16 protein-coding genes and 1 pseudogene are annotated in these 16,266 nt (G+C 64.2%); 9 read left to right on the top strand and 8 right to left on the bottom strand.

All coding sequences use genetic code 11. The annotated features are described in order from the left end of the window. Positions 1–3: 3 nt before the first annotated feature. The 3 genes from fahA (at position 4) to A9971_RS15215 (ending at position 3,465) form a co-directional block, all read left to right on the top strand. A complete protein-coding gene (fahA, locus tag A9971_RS15225) occupies positions 4–1,308 on the top strand; it encodes a fumarylacetoacetase (RefSeq protein ID WP_183001348.1) in 1,305 nt (434 codons plus the stop codon). Positions 1,309–1,320: 12 nt separating this feature from the next. Beyond that, positions 1,321–1,959, top strand: a complete 639-nt coding sequence (gene maiA / locus A9971_RS15220; RefSeq protein WP_019093360.1) for a maleylacetoacetate isomerase — start codon at positions 1,321–1,323, stop codon at positions 1,957–1,959. 138 nt (positions 1,960–2,097) lie between these two features. Then, positions 2,098–3,465, top strand: coding sequence for an aromatic acid/H+ symport family MFS transporter (locus A9971_RS15215; RefSeq protein WP_183001349.1), 1,368 nt, complete (start codon positions 2,098–2,100; stop codon positions 3,463–3,465). Positions 3,466–3,478: 13 nt separating this feature from the next. On the opposite strand, the gene A9971_RS15210 is transcribed toward A9971_RS15215, so the two are convergent. The 3 genes from A9971_RS15210 to A9971_RS15200 form a co-directional block, all read right to left on the bottom strand. Then, positions 3,479–3,946, bottom strand: coding sequence for a GNAT family N-acetyltransferase (locus A9971_RS15210; RefSeq protein WP_015634198.1), 468 nt, complete (start codon positions 3,944–3,946; stop codon positions 3,479–3,481). Positions 3,947–4,002: 56 nt separating this feature from the next. Beyond that, entirely contained in the window at positions 4,003–4,815 is an 813-nt protein-coding gene (locus A9971_RS15205) for a class I SAM-dependent methyltransferase (RefSeq protein WP_123430080.1), read from the bottom strand. 73 nt (positions 4,816–4,888) lie between these two features. Then, entirely contained in the window at positions 4,889–5,692 is an 804-nt protein-coding gene (locus A9971_RS15200; protein ID WP_011059326.1) for a SirB1 family protein, read from the bottom strand. 182 nt (positions 5,693–5,874) lie between these two features. On the opposite strand from A9971_RS15200, the gene A9971_RS15195 reads away from it, so the two are divergent. The 3 genes from A9971_RS15195 to A9971_RS15185 all read left to right on the top strand — a co-directional run bounded on the left by A9971_RS15195 (position 5,875) and on the right by A9971_RS15185 (position 7,692). Continuing rightward, complete coding sequence (locus tag A9971_RS15195; RefSeq protein WP_011059327.1) at positions 5,875–6,894, top strand: Glu/Leu/Phe/Val dehydrogenase dimerization domain-containing protein; 1,020 nt, start codon at positions 5,875–5,877, stop codon at positions 6,892–6,894. Between the two features lie 79 nt (positions 6,895–6,973). Continuing rightward, positions 6,974–7,228 carry a hypothetical protein gene (locus A9971_RS15190; protein ID WP_041774068.1) on the top strand — a complete coding sequence of 85 codons (255 nt, stop codon included), beginning with the start codon at positions 6,974–6,976 and terminating at the stop codon, positions 7,226–7,228. Next, positions 7,225–7,692, top strand: coding sequence for a hypothetical protein (locus A9971_RS15185; protein WP_244868166.1), 468 nt, complete (start codon positions 7,225–7,227; stop codon positions 7,690–7,692). The genes A9971_RS15190 and A9971_RS15185 overlap by 4 nt, the downstream gene beginning before the upstream one ends. A 135-nt stretch (positions 7,693–7,827) precedes the next feature. Here A9971_RS15185 and A9971_RS15180 read toward each other — a convergent pair. Beyond that, positions 7,828–8,082, bottom strand: a pseudogene (locus tag A9971_RS15180) (YebG family protein); the annotation flags it as partial. A gap of 266 nt (positions 8,083–8,348) precedes the next feature. Here A9971_RS15180 and A9971_RS15175 point away from each other — a divergent pair. Beyond that, entirely contained in the window at positions 8,349–8,849 is a 501-nt protein-coding gene (locus tag A9971_RS15175) for a phosphate-starvation-inducible protein PsiE (RefSeq protein WP_011059330.1), read from the top strand. Here A9971_RS15175 and A9971_RS15170 read toward each other — a convergent pair. The 3 genes from A9971_RS15170 to A9971_RS15160 all read right to left on the bottom strand — a co-directional run bounded on the left by A9971_RS15170 (position 8,846) and on the right by A9971_RS15160 (position 12,117). Further along, positions 8,846–9,163, bottom strand: coding sequence for a DUF3509 domain-containing protein (locus A9971_RS15170; protein ID WP_011059331.1), 318 nt, complete (start codon positions 9,161–9,163; stop codon positions 8,846–8,848). The genes A9971_RS15175 and A9971_RS15170 overlap by 4 nt on opposite strands. Before the next feature lie 218 nt (positions 9,164–9,381). Next, positions 9,382–10,677: a serine/threonine transporter gene (locus A9971_RS15165; protein ID WP_041116018.1), complete on the bottom strand. Its 1,296-nt coding sequence runs from the start codon at positions 10,675–10,677 to the stop codon at positions 9,382–9,384. Between the two features lie 63 nt (positions 10,678–10,740). Then, complete coding sequence (locus A9971_RS15160; protein ID WP_169892778.1) at positions 10,741–12,117, bottom strand: L-serine ammonia-lyase; 1,377 nt, start codon at positions 12,115–12,117, stop codon at positions 10,741–10,743. Between the two features lie 135 nt (positions 12,118–12,252). Here A9971_RS15160 and A9971_RS15155 point away from each other — a divergent pair, with 135 nt between their 5' ends. Continuing rightward, on the top strand, positions 12,253–13,200 hold the full coding sequence (locus A9971_RS15155) for a LysR substrate-binding domain-containing protein (RefSeq protein ID WP_011059334.1): 948 nt from the start codon (positions 12,253–12,255) through the stop codon (positions 13,198–13,200). 213 nt (positions 13,201–13,413) lie between these two features. Beyond that, the gene (locus tag A9971_RS15150; RefSeq protein WP_011059335.1) at positions 13,414–13,821 is read left to right on the top strand and encodes an HPF/RaiA family ribosome-associated protein; all 408 of its coding nucleotides are present in this window, start codon (positions 13,414–13,416) and stop codon (positions 13,819–13,821) included. Between the two features lie 70 nt (positions 13,822–13,891). Here A9971_RS15150 and fecA read toward each other — a convergent pair whose 3' ends face one another. Next, a complete protein-coding gene (fecA, locus tag A9971_RS15145) occupies positions 13,892–16,252 on the bottom strand; it encodes a TonB-dependent Fe(3+) dicitrate receptor FecA (RefSeq protein WP_152685957.1) in 2,361 nt (786 codons plus the stop codon). Positions 16,253–16,266: the final 14 nt, after the last annotated feature.

The raw sequence follows: 16,266 nt of genomic DNA, 5'->3' as shown, positions 1-16,266 counted from the left end.
CCCATGACCTTGCCCACCATCACCCGTAGCTGGGTCGAGTCCGCCAACGGTCACCCCGACTTCCCGTTGCAGAACCTGCCCCTGGGCGTCTTCAGCACCCAGGGCTCGGCGCCCCGCAGCGGGGTCGCCATTGGCGAACAGATTTTCGACCTGGAAGCGGCGCTGGATGCCGGGCTGTTCGAAGGCCAGGCCCAGGCTGCGGTGCAGGCGGCCCGTGGCGGCCAGCTGAATGCGTTCTTCGAACTCGGCCGCCCGGCCCGGGTCGCCTTGCGCGAACGCCTGCTGGAACTGCTCGGCGAAGGCAGCAGCCTGCGCGGCAAGATCGAGGCCCAGGGGGCGAAACTGCTGCCCCTGGCCACGGACTGCCAGATGCACCTGCCGGCCAAGATCAACGATTACACCGACTTCTATGTGGGCATCGAACACGCGCAGAACGTCGGCAAGCTGTTCCGCCCCGACAACCCGCTGCTGCCCAACTACAAGTACGTGCCGATCGGCTACCACGGTCGCGCATCCACTATCCGTACTTCCGGTGCCGACGTGCGCCGGCCCAAGGGCCAGACCCTGCCGGCCGGGCAGTCCGAACCGACCTTCGGCCCCTGCGCGCGCCTGGACTACGAACTGGAGCTGGGCATCTGGATCGGCCAGGGCAACGAGATGGGCGAGCCCATCGCCATTGGCGACGCCGCCGAACACATCGCCGGGTTCTGCCTGCTCAACGACTGGTCGGCGCGGGATATCCAGGCCTGGGAATACCAGCCGCTGGGCCCGTTCCTGTCGAAAAGCTTCATCACCAGCATTTCGCCCTGGGTGGTGACCGCCGAGGCCCTGGAGCCGTTCCGCCAGGCCCAGGCCCCGCGCCCTGAAGGCGACCCGCAACCGCTGCCGTACCTGCTGGACAAGCGCGACCAGGCCGCCGGTGGCTTCGACATCGAACTGGAAGTGCTGCTGACCACTCGCACCATGCGCGAGCAGGGCCTGCCGGCACACCGCCTGACCCTGAGCAACACCCGGTACATGTACTGGACCGTGGCGCAGATGGTTGCGCACCACAGCGTCAACGGCTGCCAGTTGCAGGCCGGCGACCTGTTCGGTTCGGGCACCTTGTCCGGCCCAGAGAGCGGCCAGTTCGGCAGCCTGCTGGAGATCACCGAAGGCGGCAAGAAACCCATCGAACTGGCGTCCGGCGAGGTGCGCAAGTTCCTCGAGGACGGCGATGAAATCATCCTGCGCGGGCGTTGCAGCCGTGAGGGTTTCGCCTCCATCGGTTTCGGCGAATGCCGTGGCACGGTCCAGCCGGCACGTTAAGGGAGAGCCCCCATGCAGCTCTATACCTACTACCGCTCCACTGCGTCCTACCGGGTGCGCATCGCTCTGGCCCTCAAGGGCCTGGAGTTCCAGGCCATACCGGTCAATCTGCTGGTGCCCAAGGGCGGTGCGAATCGCCAGCCGGAGTACCTGGAGATCAACCCGCAGGGCCGGGTGCCGGCCCTGCGGACCGATGACGGCGACCTGCTGATCCAGTCGCTGGCAATCATCGAGTACCTGGAGGAGCGTTATCCACAGGTGCCGCTGCTGTCCACGGACCTGGTCAGCCGCGCCCGGGAACGGGCGGTTGCCGCGATCATCGGCTGCGACATTCATCCGCTGCACAACTCCAGCACCCAGAACCTGCTACGGGAATGGGGTCATGAGGAAGCGCAACTGCTGGTGTGGATCGACCACTGGATCAGCCAGGGGCTGGCGGCCCTGGAGCAACTGATCGGCGACCAGGGCTTCTGTTTTGGCGATGAGCCGGGGCTGGCCGATGTGTTCCTGATTCCCCAGCTGTATGCGGCCGAGCGTTTCAAGGTGTCCCTGGACGCTTATCCGCGGATCCTCCGGGTCGCGGCCCTGGCCGCCGAGCACCCGGCGTTCCAGGCCGCGCACCCGGCCAACCAGCCGGATACGCCAGCCTGAACCTGCACGCTGCCCGGTATCCGGGGCAGCGTGGCATCCGCATCACCCAGGCCCCGCAACGGGGCCTGAGCGGTCACCGCCTGTGACCTGCGCAACACTGCTGCCCATAACCATAAAAAACCGAACAGGTACCTTGCGATGCAAAATCAGATTGCCAGCTTTCGTGCTGCGCTCGACGCCCGCCCGGTGTCCCGCTACCAGTGGTTGCTCTTGTTGCTTCTCGCCTTGCTGCTGGTCACCGATGGCTACGACGCCCAGGTCTTGGGCTATGTGGTGCCGGCCCTGGCCCAGGACTGGGGGCTGGAGAAGGCCGCCTTCGGCCCGGTGTTCAGCGCCAACCTGCTGGGCCTGACCCTGGGGTCCCTGGCGGTGACGCCCCTGGCGGACCGTTTTGGCGTGCGCCGGATCCTGCTCGCTTGCGTGCTGATCTACGCCAGCCTGACGGTGCTGATGGTGTTCGCCAATTCCCTTGAAAGCCTGATGGCCGCCCGTTTTATCTGTGGCATCGGCATGGGCGGGGCGATGCCCAGCGCGATGGCGCTGATGTCCGAATATTCGCCGCCGCGCCTGCGCACCCTGATGGTGACCCTGGCCGCCTGCGGTTTCTCCTTTGGCGGCGCGGCGGGTGGTTTCGTTGCCGCCGGCTTCATCGATCGCTTTGGCTGGGAAGCGGTGTTCCTCGCCGGCGGCATCACGCCGCTGCTGCTGTTTCCTTTCCTGCTCTGGCGCCTGCCCGAATCGCTGCCGCGCCTGCTGCGGGACGCGCCGCCCTATGCGCGGCTGCGCAAGGTCACCGCACAGATGCTCCCGGACTGGCAACCGCCGGCCGCAGTGCTCAACAGCGGTGAGCAGGTGGACAGCAAGCTCACGGTGCTGGAGCTGTTCCGCCACGGCTATGCACGGCCGACCTTGCTGATCTGGGCGACCTTTTTCGTCAGCCTGATCCTGCTGTATTTCATGATCAGCTGGTTGCCGACGCTGCTGCTGGAGAGTGGCCTGGCCCTGAAGCAGGCCAACCTGGTGACTTCGATGTTCCTCTTCGCCGGCACCCTCGGCGCGATCTGCATGGCCTGGTTCGCCGACCGCCTGAAACGCAAGGTGCGCCTGCTGGCCGCGGTGCTCAGCGCCGCCGCACTGTGCACCGTGCTACTGGGGTTGAACCACGACAACCCGCGCTACCTGGTGGTGTTCGTGTTTGCCGCGGGCTTCTGCATCATCGGTGGCCAGTTGACCCTGAATGCCTTCGCCAGCAACTTCTACCCGGCCCAGGTACGCGCCACCGGCACCGGCTGGGCTTTGGGCGTGGGGCGTTTCGGTTCGATCCTCGGTCCGCTGTTCGGCAGCATGCTGCTGGCGATGCATATTCCGGTGCAGCAGATTTTCTTCTTCTGCGCGATTCCGGCCCTGCTTGCGGCGTTGTTGATCATCCAGGTGCGTTCGCCCCTGGCGTCGGCCTCGGGTGAGGCGGGGCCGGCCGCGCAACGGCAGGCGCCGCTCAAGTCCTGAGGGGCAGGGGGGTTCAGCGTGCCAGGTGCTTGATCATCGGCACGCAGGCCAGGGTCAGGCCCCGGGGCGACTGGTACTGGGCGATGCGCTCACCGACGAAGCCGCAGCGGCGATAAAAGTCGGCGGCGTTGAGGGTCGAATCCAGGATCAGGTGGGGCAACTCGGCTTCCAGCGCCCGTTCTTCGAGGTACTCCATCATCTTGCGGCCGATGCCGCGTCCCATGTAGGCCGGGTCGACGAACACCGCGTCGACCTGCCCGGTCTCCAGGTCGAGCATGCCGCTGGCGGTCACCTGATTGTCGATGACCGCGACATGGCCGGTGTTTTCCACCACTTCGATGAAGTAGTCGCTCAGTTCGCCAGCCGTCCAGACCTGGAGGTCCGCTTCGGGGTAGTGGCCGGCGCACTGCTGGTTGATGGCCTGGTTGCGAATGTCGAAGACCCGTTGTGCGTCGGCGCCGTGGGCTTTTCTGATGAGCATGCTGTGTCCGTTCCCTGGGGTTAGCCGCCCATCCTGCCAGAGCCCGGGCGCTGCTGTCATGCGGCCCTGGCCTGTATCAGCAACAGCCCCCAGCCGGTGGGCAGGGTGCCGTCGGCGCATTGCAAGTGCCGGGTGGCGTCGTGCAGTTCCTGCTTCATCCTGGCGCGGTTGGCAGGGCTCAGGCGATCCAGGTCGTAGGTGTCGCCGAGGGCAACCCAGAGTTCCTCGAAGGTTGGCGTCCAGGGCAGGTCCAGGTCTTCGAAGTGCAGCGCGGTGAAGTGCCGGCCCAGCAGTTGCCGCCAGCCATCCTCCGACTGCGCCCGTGGGTCCACCAGGGGCAGGTGCGCCAGGTGGTCGCGTCGGGCGGCGGCGCGGAACACCTGCAGGTAGTGCTGGCCCAGTTCCCCGAGGAGAAATTCCCGGCCGACCACCGCTGACAGTTGGCCGCCGGGGACCAGTACTCGATGAACCTCCTGCAGCACCTGCTCGATATCGCTCATGAGCATCAGCGCCAGGTGGGAAAGCACCGCGTCGACGCTGGCGCTGGCGAGGGAAAGGGCTTGCGCCCGCTCCTCCAGCAGCAGGCCCCGGCCCGCCAGGCGCACATGGGCCGCCTGTAATTCGGTGGCGCTCATGTCGACCCCGAGCAACCGTGCCGTGGGGTGGTGCCTGGCCAGCAGGTCGAGCAGGAAACCGTCGCCGCAACCCAGGTCCAGCACCCGCGCCTCGGGTGGCAGGGCCTTGAGGGTGGTTGCCAGTATGTCGTAGGAGGAACCACGCCCTGCCAGGCTCAGCCCGGCGAAGGCCGGTGGCGTGGTGCCGGGGTGGCGCTGGTGGAAATCCTGGAGGAAGCGTTCGGCGCTGTTCATGCTTTTTCATCCTTGCAGCAGGCGGGTGGGCGGCGGGCATTGTTGCACGGCAGGCGCGGAACCGCGGGGGGATTCAGTGCACGATGGTGTTGGGCGGCAGGTGCCCCAGGCGTTCGGTCAGGCGCAGGCGCTGGATCGGATCGTCGCTGAGCAGCAGGGCGTGCTCCAGGTCGAAGCGTTCGGCATTCGGGCATTCCAGGCGCTGGTAGAGGCTGGCCCGGGCCAGGTAGTCGGCGGCGCTGCCGTTGCCGATTTCCAGGACCCGTTCGGCATTGATCAGGGCCCCCAGGTGGTCGTCGTAGGACAGGTGCAACTGGCGCAGGTTGCGTGACAGGCGCTGGAACATCTGCAGCGGTTCGGCGCTGGCCAGGTGCTCGGCGCTGAGCTTGATATGGGCGCCGTACTGGCGTTGCAGCAGTTCCCGGCAATCGTTGGGGTACAGCCGCCGCCCACCGCACGGGTCCAGCAGGTGGTCGGCACCGGGCACCCGCAGCAGGAAGTGCCCGGGAAAGTTCACCCCCGCCAGCGGCACCTGCAGCCGCTGCGCCAGCTCCAGAGCGATCAGGGCCAGGGCCAGGGGCTGGCCGCGCCGACGCTCCAGGACCTTGTCCATCAACGCAGCCTGGGGTCGCAGGGGCAGGTGTTCGTCCTGCTGGAAACCCAGGTCGTTGAGCCGGCGCAACAGCGGTTGGCCAAGCTCGTTCGCCGGCAGCGTCGGCAGGCTGCTGCCCACTTGCTGCTGCAGTTGCTTGAACTCCTCCAGCAACAGGCCGGGCACCACCTGGGGATCATGCTCGGCGGCAATCCACAGGGCAGCTTCCAGCAGGGCGGGTGGCGAGCGGTGCAGACAGGCGAAAAAAGCTTGGCGCGGGTTCATCTCGATCTCCGACGGATGCCTCGTTTTAGCCTCGTGACGAAGCTTCGTCCAGTGTTGAAATGCGTGGTAGCAGGTTATTTCCCAAAGCCTGCAAAACCCCGGGGCTTATTCCTGCGCGGCGCAGCAAATTCCAGGCGCAAGCCTATACTGGCGTCTACAAGAAGTGATTCGGGAGCCCGTCGATGTTCGCTCTCATGCACAGTACCCGCCTTGAATCGCTGCACCTCAGCGTCGACCCCTGTACCGGGTTGAAGGCAGTGATCGCCATCCACGACAGCCGCCTGGGGCCCGCCCTGGGCGGCTGTCGTTACCTCGCCTACCCCGACGACAGCAGTGCCGTGACGGATGCCGCGCGCCTGGCCCAGGGCATGAGCTACAAGGCCGCCCTGGCCGGCCTGCCCCAGGGGGGCGGTACCGCCGTGATCATCCGCCCCGCCCATGTGGAAAGCCGCGCCGCCCTGTTCGAAGCCTTCGGCCGATGCGTCGAGCAACTGGACGGGCGCTACATCACCGCCATCGACAGCGGCACCTCGGTGGCCGACATGGACTGCATCGCCCAGCAGACCCGTTACGTCACCAGCACCAGTGCCGCGGGCGACCCGGCCCCCCATGCCGCCATGGGAGTGTTCGCCGGCATTCGCAGCACCGCCATGGCGCGCCTGGGCAGCGACAACCTGGAAGGCCTGCGGGTGGCGATCCAGGGGCTGGGCAACGTCGGCTATGCCCTGGCCGAGCAGTTGCACGCTGCCGGGGCAGAGTTGCTGGTCAGTGATATCGATGCCGGCAAGGTGCAACTGGCCATGGAGCAACTGGGCGCCCATCCCATCGCCAACGATTCTCTGCTCAGCACCCCTTGCGACATCCTCGCACCCTGCGGCCTGGGGGCGGTGCTCAACAGCCTCAGCGTGGCGCAACTGCGCTGCTCGGCGGTGGCGGGTTCGGCCAACAATCAACTGACCAACCTGCAGGTGGCCGATCAACTGGAGCGCCGCGGGATTCTCTATGCGCCGGACTACGTGATCAATTCCGGGGGGCTGATCTATGTGTCCCTCAAGCACCGCAACACGGAACTGCCGGTCATCACCGCCCACCTGTCGAAGATCAGCCAGCGGCTGACGGAAATCTTCGCCCACGCCCAGGCCGAAAAGCGCTCCCCGGCGCGAGTGGCCGATGAACTGGCGGAACGGGTGCTGTACCGCTAGGCATTCTTGCCTTAACCCTTGGCCAGGCTCTGTGTACCATCCGGCTGCGAAGTGCCCACTGACAAGGAATGTATCGACGATGCGTGAAGCGCTGGAGACCGGGCTGGATGAGCAGTTGTCCTGCCTGTTGCGGGCGGGGGCGGACTTTCAGGCGGTTCGTGATGTTCTTGTGGCATACCGGGACAAGGGCTTTTGCGCAGAGGCCGTATACAAGCATCTGGCATCACTCCGCCCTGGCGCATCAGAAGAGCTGGAGGACCGAATTCTGGAAGCCATGGATATCGCATCAGGTTTTTGTTCCGCAGGCTCCAGGGTCTGGGACGTCGCGCAATGACAGCGCCAGATATGGCCCCACCATTGACTGGCTGCTCCATCAGGCAACTGCAGTTGTACGCAGCGGCATGCCTGGCGGTTTACTGCGAACGAAAAGGCATTGCTCACCCGTCCATCGATGAGTTGATAAAGCACCTTGAGGGCTACCCGCCAAAGGGCGATCTACTGGCGTGGGAGAGAGCCGGGGCGCTGCTGGCACTCAATGGTCGCGGAGATGATTGGCCCCAGGAGCTTGTCGCCTTGATAGCGCCTGAAGAGGTCGAGGCGTTCTCCTGCATCGTTGACAGCGCAGTTGAGGTGGGAATGGTTGACCTGTATGGCGACTCGACTGAGATGCCCCTGGCCTTCCTGGGCAAGATCACTTCCCTGCTGCATCGCAACGCTATCGAATTGCCTGATCCGCCAGGGGCGACAGCGCTTGAACCGGCCACCGCACAAGTGCCACTCTTGCCTTCGCAGGCATGAAAAAAGCCCTGTGCCAGGGGCACAGGGCTTATTCAATTCGCGTAAAGCCTATTTTGCGGCCTTGGCCGCTTTCGCCGGTTTGGCTGGCGCCTCGGCTTCAACAGGTTGCGGCTCTGCCACAGCCTCCACTACGGGAGCGGGGGCACTGAGCAACTCGGACAACGCGTCCGGCTGGCTCTTGAACGCCTTGGCGAACACATCGCGGTTCTTCGCCATGTAGATCCCGGCTTCTTCCACCTGCTGTTCGCTCAGCGACGGCACGGCTTTGTGCAACACTTCAGCGAGCAATTCAGCCAGTTCGAGCATTTTGTCATGACGGTCAGCTTCGGCTTTATCCATGAACAAGCGCTCCAGATCTCGGCTGCTGCGGTATACCACTTCGACGGCCATTCACCACCTCACATGCCTTCACGATAATGGGTCTGTATAAACACTGTATCTATATACAGGTCGAGAGAATAGGCGAAACCTTTTCCCTTGGATAGTGGCTTTTTAATGTAGACGCAATTTTTTTCCCGGGCCGATTGTTACCAGGCCGTGCCTCGTTGCCGGCGGCCACCATCTCATTGAAGGCTCCTGGCCTTTTTTCTGCATGCAGAACAACCGTCACGTCCAATCCGCATCATCCGGTCGAAACGACCTAAGGAAAAACCATCGTGAAAATCAATTGGGCCGAGAACCTGCGACAGAACGTCCACCAACTGGCCGAATCCCTGGGCAACCTGTTCGTCGAGTCGTTCCACTACCTGGCGCTGTTCGCCATCGGTGCGGTGACCGCCTGGGCGGCGGTGATGGAATTTTTGCAGATGATCGAGGTGGGCCACATCAAGATCGATGACATCCTGCTGCTGTTCATCTACCTGGAATTGGGGGCGATGGTCGGCATCTACTTCAAGACCAACCACATGCCGGTGCGTTTCCTGATCTACGTGGCGATCACCGCGTTGACCCGGTTGCTGATCTCCAACGTCTCGCACCACAACCCGCCGGACCTGGGCATCATCTACCTGTGCGGCGGCATCCTGTTGCTGGCCTTCGCCATCCTGGTGGTGCGCTACGCCTCGTCGCAGTTCCCTTCGGTGAAGATCGAGCATCCGCAGCGCAAGATCGGCGCGGGCTCCGGCGAACACCCGGAAGTGGAGAAGGGCGAGCTCTAGAACCTCAGGGCCGGCGGCGCGAGCTTCTGGCCGGTGGGCGGCGGCAGGCCCAGGCTGTCGCCGTTGGTCATGGCTTCGAGAATGGCCACGGCACTGTGGCCCTGCTCGATGGCGATACCAAACTGAATGCTTTGCACCAGGCGCTTGATGCGCTGCGGATCATTGCGCTGGGCCGCGCTGATCATGCGCTTGGCCACCACCCGGCCACCTTCGGACAAGGTCAGCATGATGCTGCCGTCCAGGCCCTGGATGCTCAGGTTGACCTGGTATTGCGGGGTGAAGGTGTCGGTAATCAGTTGAAAAGGGTTGTCCATGATGCGTCACCGCCTGATTGGATCGTGCAGTCATTGACCGGCAAGGCGCGGAATTAGTTCGCGATTCCGGACCACTGGCCAGTCGTTCGCCGAGGGGGGCCAACGTCCGTATTCCTCCCCCGGGACAAAGCAAGGGACATGCCGGGAAACGCGCCGGGCAATGAATACGGGGACAAAAAAGCGGACCACGAGGTCCGCTTTTTTTATCCCGGCCCGATTCAGGGCACGACTGAATAAATGATCGCAGACAGTGCGACCAGCCCGATCAGCACCACGAACAGGTTCGACAACTGGCCCGAATACTGGCGCAGTGAAGGCACCCGCCGGATCGCATACATCGGCATCAGGAACAGCAGGCAGGCGATTACCGGTCCGCCCATGGTCTCGATGATGTGCAGGATGCTCGGGTTGAAGGTGGCCACGGCCCAGCACGTGAGGATCATGAACAGCGCGGTGATCTTCTCCAGGCTGCTGGAGGACAGCGAGCGCCCCCGCAGGTTTTTCACGATCAGGCCCTGGAAGCCTTCGCTGGCGCCGATGTAGTGGCCCAGGAACGACTTGGTAATGGCCACCAGGGCGATCAGCGGGGCGGCATAGGCAATCACCGGGGTCTGAAAGTGGTTGGCCAGGTAGGACAGGATCGAGATGTTCTGTTCCTTGGCCGCTACCAGGTCCGCCGGCGACAGGGCCAGCACGCAACTGAAGCAGAAGAACATCACGGTCAGCACCATCATGCCGTGGGCCGTGGCCAGGATACCGCTGCTCTTGGCTTCGGCCTGCGGGCCGTAATGGCGCTTCTGATCCAGGGCGAAGGCCGAGATGATCGGCGAATGGTTGAAGGAAAACACCATCACCGGGATCGCCAGCCACAGGGTCTTGAAGAACAGCGGCAGGGGCATGCCTTCGCCGGCCGAGGCGAAGAACGCGCCGTTCCAGTTGGGGATCAGGCTCAGGGCCAGTAGCAGCAACGCGGCGACGAACGGGTAGACCAGCAGGCTCATGGCCCGCACGATCACGCCCTGGCCGCAGCGCACGATGGCCATCAGGCCGAGGATCAGCAGCAGCGATAGCAGCGCCCGCGGCGGTGGAGTCATGTGCAGCTGGTGTTCCATGAAACTGCTCAGGGTGTTGGTCAGCGCGACGCTGTACACCAGCAGGATCGGGAAGATGGCAAAGAAGTAGAGCAGGGTGATGAGCTTGCCGGCGCCGACCCCGAAATGCTCCTCGACCACTTCGGTGATGTCTCCGGAGCGCCCGGAAAGAACGAAGCGGGTCAGGCCGCGATGGGCGAAGAAGGTCATGGGGAAGGCCAGCAGCGCCAGTACGATCAGCGGCCAGAAGCCGCCGACCCCGGCGTTGATCGGCAGGAACAGGGTGCCGGCGCCGATGGCGGTGCCATACAGGCCGAGCATCCAGGTGGTGTCGTGCTTGCTCCAGCCTTGGCGGGCGCTGGTGGTGTCGCGGGGTGTGGCTACAGCAGGGTTTTGGGCAGCAGGTGTCGGTACATCGGTCATCGTTATCGCCTCGTTATTATTTTTGCTCGGGCTCACGTAGTGCGGACGGTCAGGGAAGGCTCCTCAGCATTCCACCCAGCTCACCGCCAGGCCGCCCCGTGAAGTCTCTTTGTATTTGTCATGCATGTCGGCGCCGGTATCGCGCATGGTGCGGATCACCCGGTCCAGGGAGATGAAGTGCTTGCCGTCGCCGCGCAGGGCCATCTGGGTGGCGTTGATCGCCTTCACCGCGGCAATCGCGTTGCGTTCGATGCAGGGCACCTGCACCAGCCCGCCTACGGGGTCGCAGGTCAGGCCGAGGTTATGCTCCAGGCCGATTTCCGCGGCATTGCACAGTTGCTCCGGGGTCGCCCCGAGGATTTCCGCCAGCCCGGCGGCGGCCATGGCGCAGGCCGAGCCCACTTCGCCCTGGCAGCCGACTTCGGCGCCGGAGATGGAGGCGTTCTTCTTGCACAGGATGCCCACGGCGGCGGCACCGAGGAAAAAGTTGAGGATGTCGTCGTCACAGGCCTGCGGGTTGAACTTCATGTAGTAGTGCAGCACCGCCGGGATGATCCCCGCCGCGCCGTTGGTGGGCGCGGTGACCATGCGCCCGCCGGCGGCGTTTTCCTCGTTCACGGCCAGGGCATAGAGGTTGACCCACTCCATGGCCGAGAGGGTCGAGGTGATGACATTCGGCTTGCCGATTTCCAGCAGGCTGCGGTGCAGCTTGGCGGCGCGGCGGGGTACCTCGAGGCCGCCGGGCAGGATGCCTTCGTGGCGCAGGCCCTGTTCCACGCATTCGCGCATCACCGACCAGATGTGCAGCAGGCCGCTGCGGATCTCGGCGTCGCTGCGCCAGGCCCGTTCATTGGCCAGCATCAGTTCGCCGACCCGCAGCTTATGGGTCTTGCACAGGGCCAGCAGTTCAGCGGCACTGTTGAAGTCGTAGGGCAGTTGGACGCCGGTGGTGGTTTCGGCACCGGCCTCGACCTGGGCCGCTTCGATGATGAAGCCGCCACCCACCGAGTAGTAGGTCTGCTCCAGCAGCTTGCCCTGCTCGCCAAAGGCGGTCAGGGACATGGCGTTGGGGTGGTAGGGCAGGCTTTCGTCCAGCAGGAGCAGGTCCTGCTGCCAGTCAAAGGCAATGGGGCTGTGCCCGCCCAGCAGCAGTTGGCCGCTGTCGCGCAACTGCTGGATGCGCGGGTTGATGCTGGTGGGGTCGATGCTGTCTGGCCATTCCCCCATCAGCCCCATGACACTGGCGCGGTCTGTGGCATGGCCGACGCCGGTGGCGGACAGCGAACCATAGAGACGGATCTGTACCCGCTGCACCTGGTCTTGCAGGCCCTGCTCGAACAGCGCCTGGGCGAAGGTCGCGGCGGCGCGCATCGGGCCCACGGTGTGGGAGCTGGAGGGGCCGATACCGACTTTGAAGAGATCGAAAACACTGATAGCCATGCTAAAGCCTTACAAGCAATGGAAGGTGGATCGCTGCCATTTTTTGTAGGCCAAGCGCAATGTCGGCGATACTGCCCGCCTCGGTCAGCACTGACCAACGAAACTTCCTAAGAGATCCTTTAGCAGGGCTAAACGATGAGCCGACAATTTCATGCCCAGACCTATGTCTGGCTGCATGTGTTTTCCTGTGCCGCGCGGCACCTGTCTTTCACCCGTTGTGCAGAAGAGCTGCACATCACCCCGGGGGCGGTCAGCCAGCAGATCCGCCAGTTGGAGGAACGCCTGGGTTTTCGCCTGTTTCACCGGCGGCCCCGGGGGGTGGAGCTGAGTGCCGAAGGCCAGCGGCTGGCGCTGACGGTGAGCGAGGCCTACGGCAGCATCGACGCGGAACTGCGGCGCCTGGATGCGGGGATGATCGGGGGGACCTTGCGCTTGCGCTCGATCCCGTCGTTTCTCGGCAAGTGGCTGACTCCGCGCCTGCCGCGCCTGCAGCAGCGTTATCCGGAGATCCAGCTGCGGCTGGTGGCCGAAGACAGCAGCGTGGCCCTGCACGAGGGCGACTTCGACCTGGCCATCGACCTGAACGACGGCAGCTACCCCGGCTTGCAGTCCACCGCGCTGCTGGACGAGCAGATCTTCCCGGTGTGCGCCCCGAGCCTGCTGCGTGGGCGCCCGCCGCTGCACGGTCCGGCGGACCTGGCGCACTTTGCGCTGTTGCACGACATCACCGCCTGGCGCGGCAGCTATGAATACGCCGAGTGGGAGTTCTACCTCAATGCCATCGGCTTCGAGGGCGCGGACGTGCGTCGTGGCCATACCTTCAATCGCAACCACCTGACCATCGAGGCGGCGATTGCCGGCATGGGCGTGGCGATTGCCCGGCGCACCCTGCTCAATGACGAACTGGAGCGTGGCACCCTGATCGTGCCTTTCGGCCTGGCGGTGCCCAACCACAAACGCTACGTGCTGCTCTATGCGCCGGGCGCACTGAGCCATCCGGGCGTACGCGCGGTGCATGACTGGCTGGTGGAGGAAGCGGAGATCTTTCGCGGCTTGCACCCTCTGGGCGAGGGGCAGCTGTGAGCAGTTTTGACTGACGCATGGGGCGGGCTAACTCCCGACCTTAACAGCGCCTTTGCGGTTTGTCCGGCTTTATTTGCGTATGAATATTTATCTTTTTTAAGGGGTTGAAATGTTCGTCGCCGTGCCTAATTGTGTAATCAAGAGGTCACGAAATGCAGGTTCATACGCATTGCCTTGACCCTCTTACGAGCAAGCTGAAATAAGGGAAGAACTATGCAAATCCAAGTCCATAGCGATAACCATATTCAAAGCAGCCTTCGGATGGAGGAGTGGGTGCGCAGCACCGTTGAAAGCACGCTCGAACGCTACGAAGAAGACCTGACCCGGGTAGTGGTCCACCTGCGGGACGAGAACGGCGGCAAGTCGGGTCCGGACGATATGCGCTGCCAGCTGGAAGCCCGTCCGAAAGGTCACCAACCGGTTTCCGTGACCCACAAGGCCGACACCCTGGAGCAGGCCCTCGACGGCGCCACGGTCAAGTTGGAAAGTGCCCTGGAGCACATGTTCGGCAAATTGCGCGGCAAACGTGCGGCAGCGGTGCCCACAGCCGATGGCAGCGAGGCAGATGCCCTGCTCGAAGAAGAATTCCTGGAGAACCAACAGGCCGCGCTCAATAGCTGACGGCCGAGTTTCACCCCCCAACCGGACGGGCCTGCATTGCAGGCCCGTTTTGCTTTGTGGGGAAAATTAATCAGAACGCCACGGAGGTCTGCACATAGAGCGTGCGTGGCTCGCCTACGTACTTGCCCTTGTTGTTGTCGTCGAAGGAACGGGTGAAGTACTGGTGGTTGAAGATGTTCTTCACCCCCACCGCCACGTTCAGGTCCGACAGTTGCGGGCCGAAGTCATACCCGGCGCGGGTGCTGAACAGCATGTAGCCGGGGATGCGCCCGGTGCTGCCATCGGCGCTTTCGGCACGGGTGTTGGCATTGTCGGCAAACTGGCTGCTCTGGTAGCTGCTGTCGAGGTTGAGCTTCCACGGGCCTTCGGTGTAGCTCACCCCCAGGGTGCCCTTGTGCTTGGAAGAGAAGGGCACGCGGTTGCCCTTGTTCGGGCCGTCTTCACGAATGGTGGCATCGACATAGGCGTAGGTGGCGTAGACATCGAAGCCCGCCAGCGCCGGGGCCAGGCCATCCAGGGCGTAGCTGACGCTGCTCTCGATACCCTGGTGGCGAGTCTCGCCCCGGGCGATCACCGTGTCGTTGGTCTGGTTGCTGTCGTACTGGTTGTCGAAGTTGATCAGGAAAGCGCCGATCTCCGCCCGCAGGGTGCCGTCGTCATAGCGGGTGCCCAGTTCCCAGGTGCGGGCTTTCTCCGGCTTGACCTCGCCACTGGCCACGCGGTTGGGCATCTGGCTGTACTGCACGCTGCCGAAGGAACCTTCGGTGTTGGCGTAGAGGTTCCAGCTCTCGTTGAGGTGGTACATCACATTCAGCGCCGGCAGCGCGGTGTTGTAGTCACCCTTGTATTTGACGTGAGTGAGGTTGTTGCTCTGCTGCGACTCGATCATCTCGTAGCGGATGCCCGGGGTCAGGGTCCATTTGCCGATATCGATCCGGTCGTCGACGAAGAACGCATGGGCTTCGGTGCCGCCACGGGTGTCGCGGTCATTGCGGCTGTTGCTGGTGGGCAGTTGCTGGTTGGCGGTCAGCGGCGTGCGATAGCGCAGTTCATGACCGGCCTCGTTGATGTAGCGGTAGCCGACGCCCACTTCGTGGCTGCTGTCCCCCAGGTCGAAGCCTTGGGCGAAACGGGTTTCCAGGCCGCGTACCCAGTATTCGCGAGGCGACAGGGAGAGGAAGCTGCCCTGGTCCAGGTAACCGCTGCGCAGGGTCTTGGTGAAGAAGCTGTTGACGGTGAATTCGCGGCGGTCTTCCTGGTAGCGGTAGCCGACGTTGAACATCGTGCGCCGGCCCCAGAACTTGTCGTAGGGGCGGGTCGACTGGTACGGGTCGGCCTTGTAGTCCGCCACGTTCAGGCCGCCGGGCATGTCCGCCTCACCTTCGTAGTACTGGGCCATGGCATTGAAACTGTTGGCTTCATCGAGCTGGTACTTGCCCTTGAGGATCAGGTCGTCGATCTGCGTGTCGCTGTGTTCGCGCCAGTCGCCGCCGCGGGTGCCGGAGTACAGCAGGGCGCCGCCCAGGCCGTTGTCGGCGGTGCCACCGGCCAGCAGGTTGCCGGTGGTCTTGAAGCCGTCATGGCTGGAGGAGGGGCTGGTTTCGGTCTGGAAGCCGCCCTTGACCGTCGGCGCGTCGGGAATTGCCCGGGTCACGAAGTTGACGATGCCGCCGACGTTCTGCGGGCCATAGCGCACCGCGCCACCACCGCGCACCACGTCCACTGCATCCATGTTGCCCATGCTGATGGGGGCAAACGACAGTTGCGGCTGACCGTAGGGGGCGAAGGGTACCGGGATGCCGTCCATCAGCACCGTGGAGCGCGAGGCCAGGCGCGGATTGAGGCCGCGGATGCCGAAGTTCAGCGCCATGTCGTGGCTGCCGGTGCCGTTGTTGTCCGGTGCGTTGACCCCGGGAATCCGATTGAGCACGTCCCGCGCCTGGGTGGCGCCCTGGCGTTCGAACTCCTCGCGACGGATCACGTCCCGGGCCCCTGGGTGCTCGAACACATCGCTTTGCTGGGCATCGCCGAGCCAGTCGCCGACCACGCTGGAGGCGCCCAGGTGCAGCGGCTGCGCAGCGGCCTCGGGGCTGGCCGGTTGCAGGCTGAAGGCATTGTTGCCCTCGGCCCGGGCTTGCAGGCCGGTGCCTTGCAGCAGAACGTTCAGGCCTTCCTGCGGGCTGTACTGGCCTTGCAGGCCACGGCTTTGCACGCCATTGGTGACGTGTGAACCGAAAGAGATCAGCACCCCGGCTTGCCGGCCGAACTGGTTCAGGGCGTTTTCCAGCGAGGTCGGGGCGATGTGATAACTCTGGGCCAGGGCATCGGCGGCCTGGACCAGGGGCAGGCTGGCCAGGCTCAGGCTGGCCCCCAGCAGCAAGTGGCGCAGGGTACGGGCCAGAGGCGTGAGGCAGGTGGGTTGCTCGGTCATGAAGGTGGGTCCTG

The organism is Pseudomonas sp. UME65, from assembly GCF_014170225.1.
In the GTDB taxonomy this organism is placed as follows: Bacteria; Pseudomonadota; Gammaproteobacteria; order Pseudomonadales; family Pseudomonadaceae; genus Aquipseudomonas; species Aquipseudomonas protegens.
Note: the sequence above shows the minus strand (reverse complement) of the source record. Positions and strands in the feature narration are given on the sequence as shown.

Excerpts from the sequence above, each read along its gene's own strand:
- fahA (WP_183001348.1), top strand. The coding sequence starts at position 4 with ATGACCTTGCCCACCATCACCCGTAGCTGGGTCGAGTCCGCCAACGGT.
- maiA (WP_019093360.1), top strand. The coding sequence starts at position 1,321 with ATGCAGCTCTATACCTACTACCGCTCCACTGCGTCCTACCGGGTGCGC.
- A9971_RS15215 (WP_183001349.1), top strand. The coding sequence starts at position 2,098 with ATGCAAAATCAGATTGCCAGCTTTCGTGCTGCGCTCGACGCCCGCCCG.
- A9971_RS15210 (WP_015634198.1), bottom strand. The coding sequence starts at position 3,946 with ATGCTCATCAGAAAAGCCCACGGCGCCGACGCACAACGGGTCTTCGAC.
- A9971_RS15205 (WP_123430080.1), bottom strand. The coding sequence starts at position 4,815 with ATGAACAGCGCCGAACGCTTCCTCCAGGATTTCCACCAGCGCCACCCC.
- A9971_RS15200 (WP_011059326.1), bottom strand. The coding sequence starts at position 5,692 with ATGAACCCGCGCCAAGCTTTTTTCGCCTGTCTGCACCGCTCGCCACCC.
- A9971_RS15195 (WP_011059327.1), top strand. The coding sequence starts at position 5,875 with ATGTTCGCTCTCATGCACAGTACCCGCCTTGAATCGCTGCACCTCAGC.
- A9971_RS15190 (WP_041774068.1), top strand. The coding sequence starts at position 6,974 with ATGCGTGAAGCGCTGGAGACCGGGCTGGATGAGCAGTTGTCCTGCCTG.
- A9971_RS15185 (WP_244868166.1), top strand. The coding sequence starts at position 7,225 with ATGACAGCGCCAGATATGGCCCCACCATTGACTGGCTGCTCCATCAGG.
- A9971_RS15170 (WP_011059331.1), bottom strand. The coding sequence starts at position 9,163 with ATGGACAACCCTTTTCAACTGATTACCGACACCTTCACCCCGCAATAC.
- A9971_RS15165 (WP_041116018.1), bottom strand. The coding sequence starts at position 10,677 with ATGACCGATGTACCGACACCTGCTGCCCAAAACCCTGCTGTAGCCACA.
- A9971_RS15160 (WP_169892778.1), bottom strand. The coding sequence starts at position 12,117 with ATGGCTATCAGTGTTTTCGATCTCTTCAAAGTCGGTATCGGCCCCTCC.
- A9971_RS15155 (WP_011059334.1), top strand. The coding sequence starts at position 12,253 with ATGAGCCGACAATTTCATGCCCAGACCTATGTCTGGCTGCATGTGTTT.
- A9971_RS15150 (WP_011059335.1), top strand. The coding sequence starts at position 13,414 with ATGCAAATCCAAGTCCATAGCGATAACCATATTCAAAGCAGCCTTCGG.
- fecA (WP_152685957.1), bottom strand. The coding sequence starts at position 16,252 with ATGACCGAGCAACCCACCTGCCTCACGCCTCTGGCCCGTACCCTGCGC.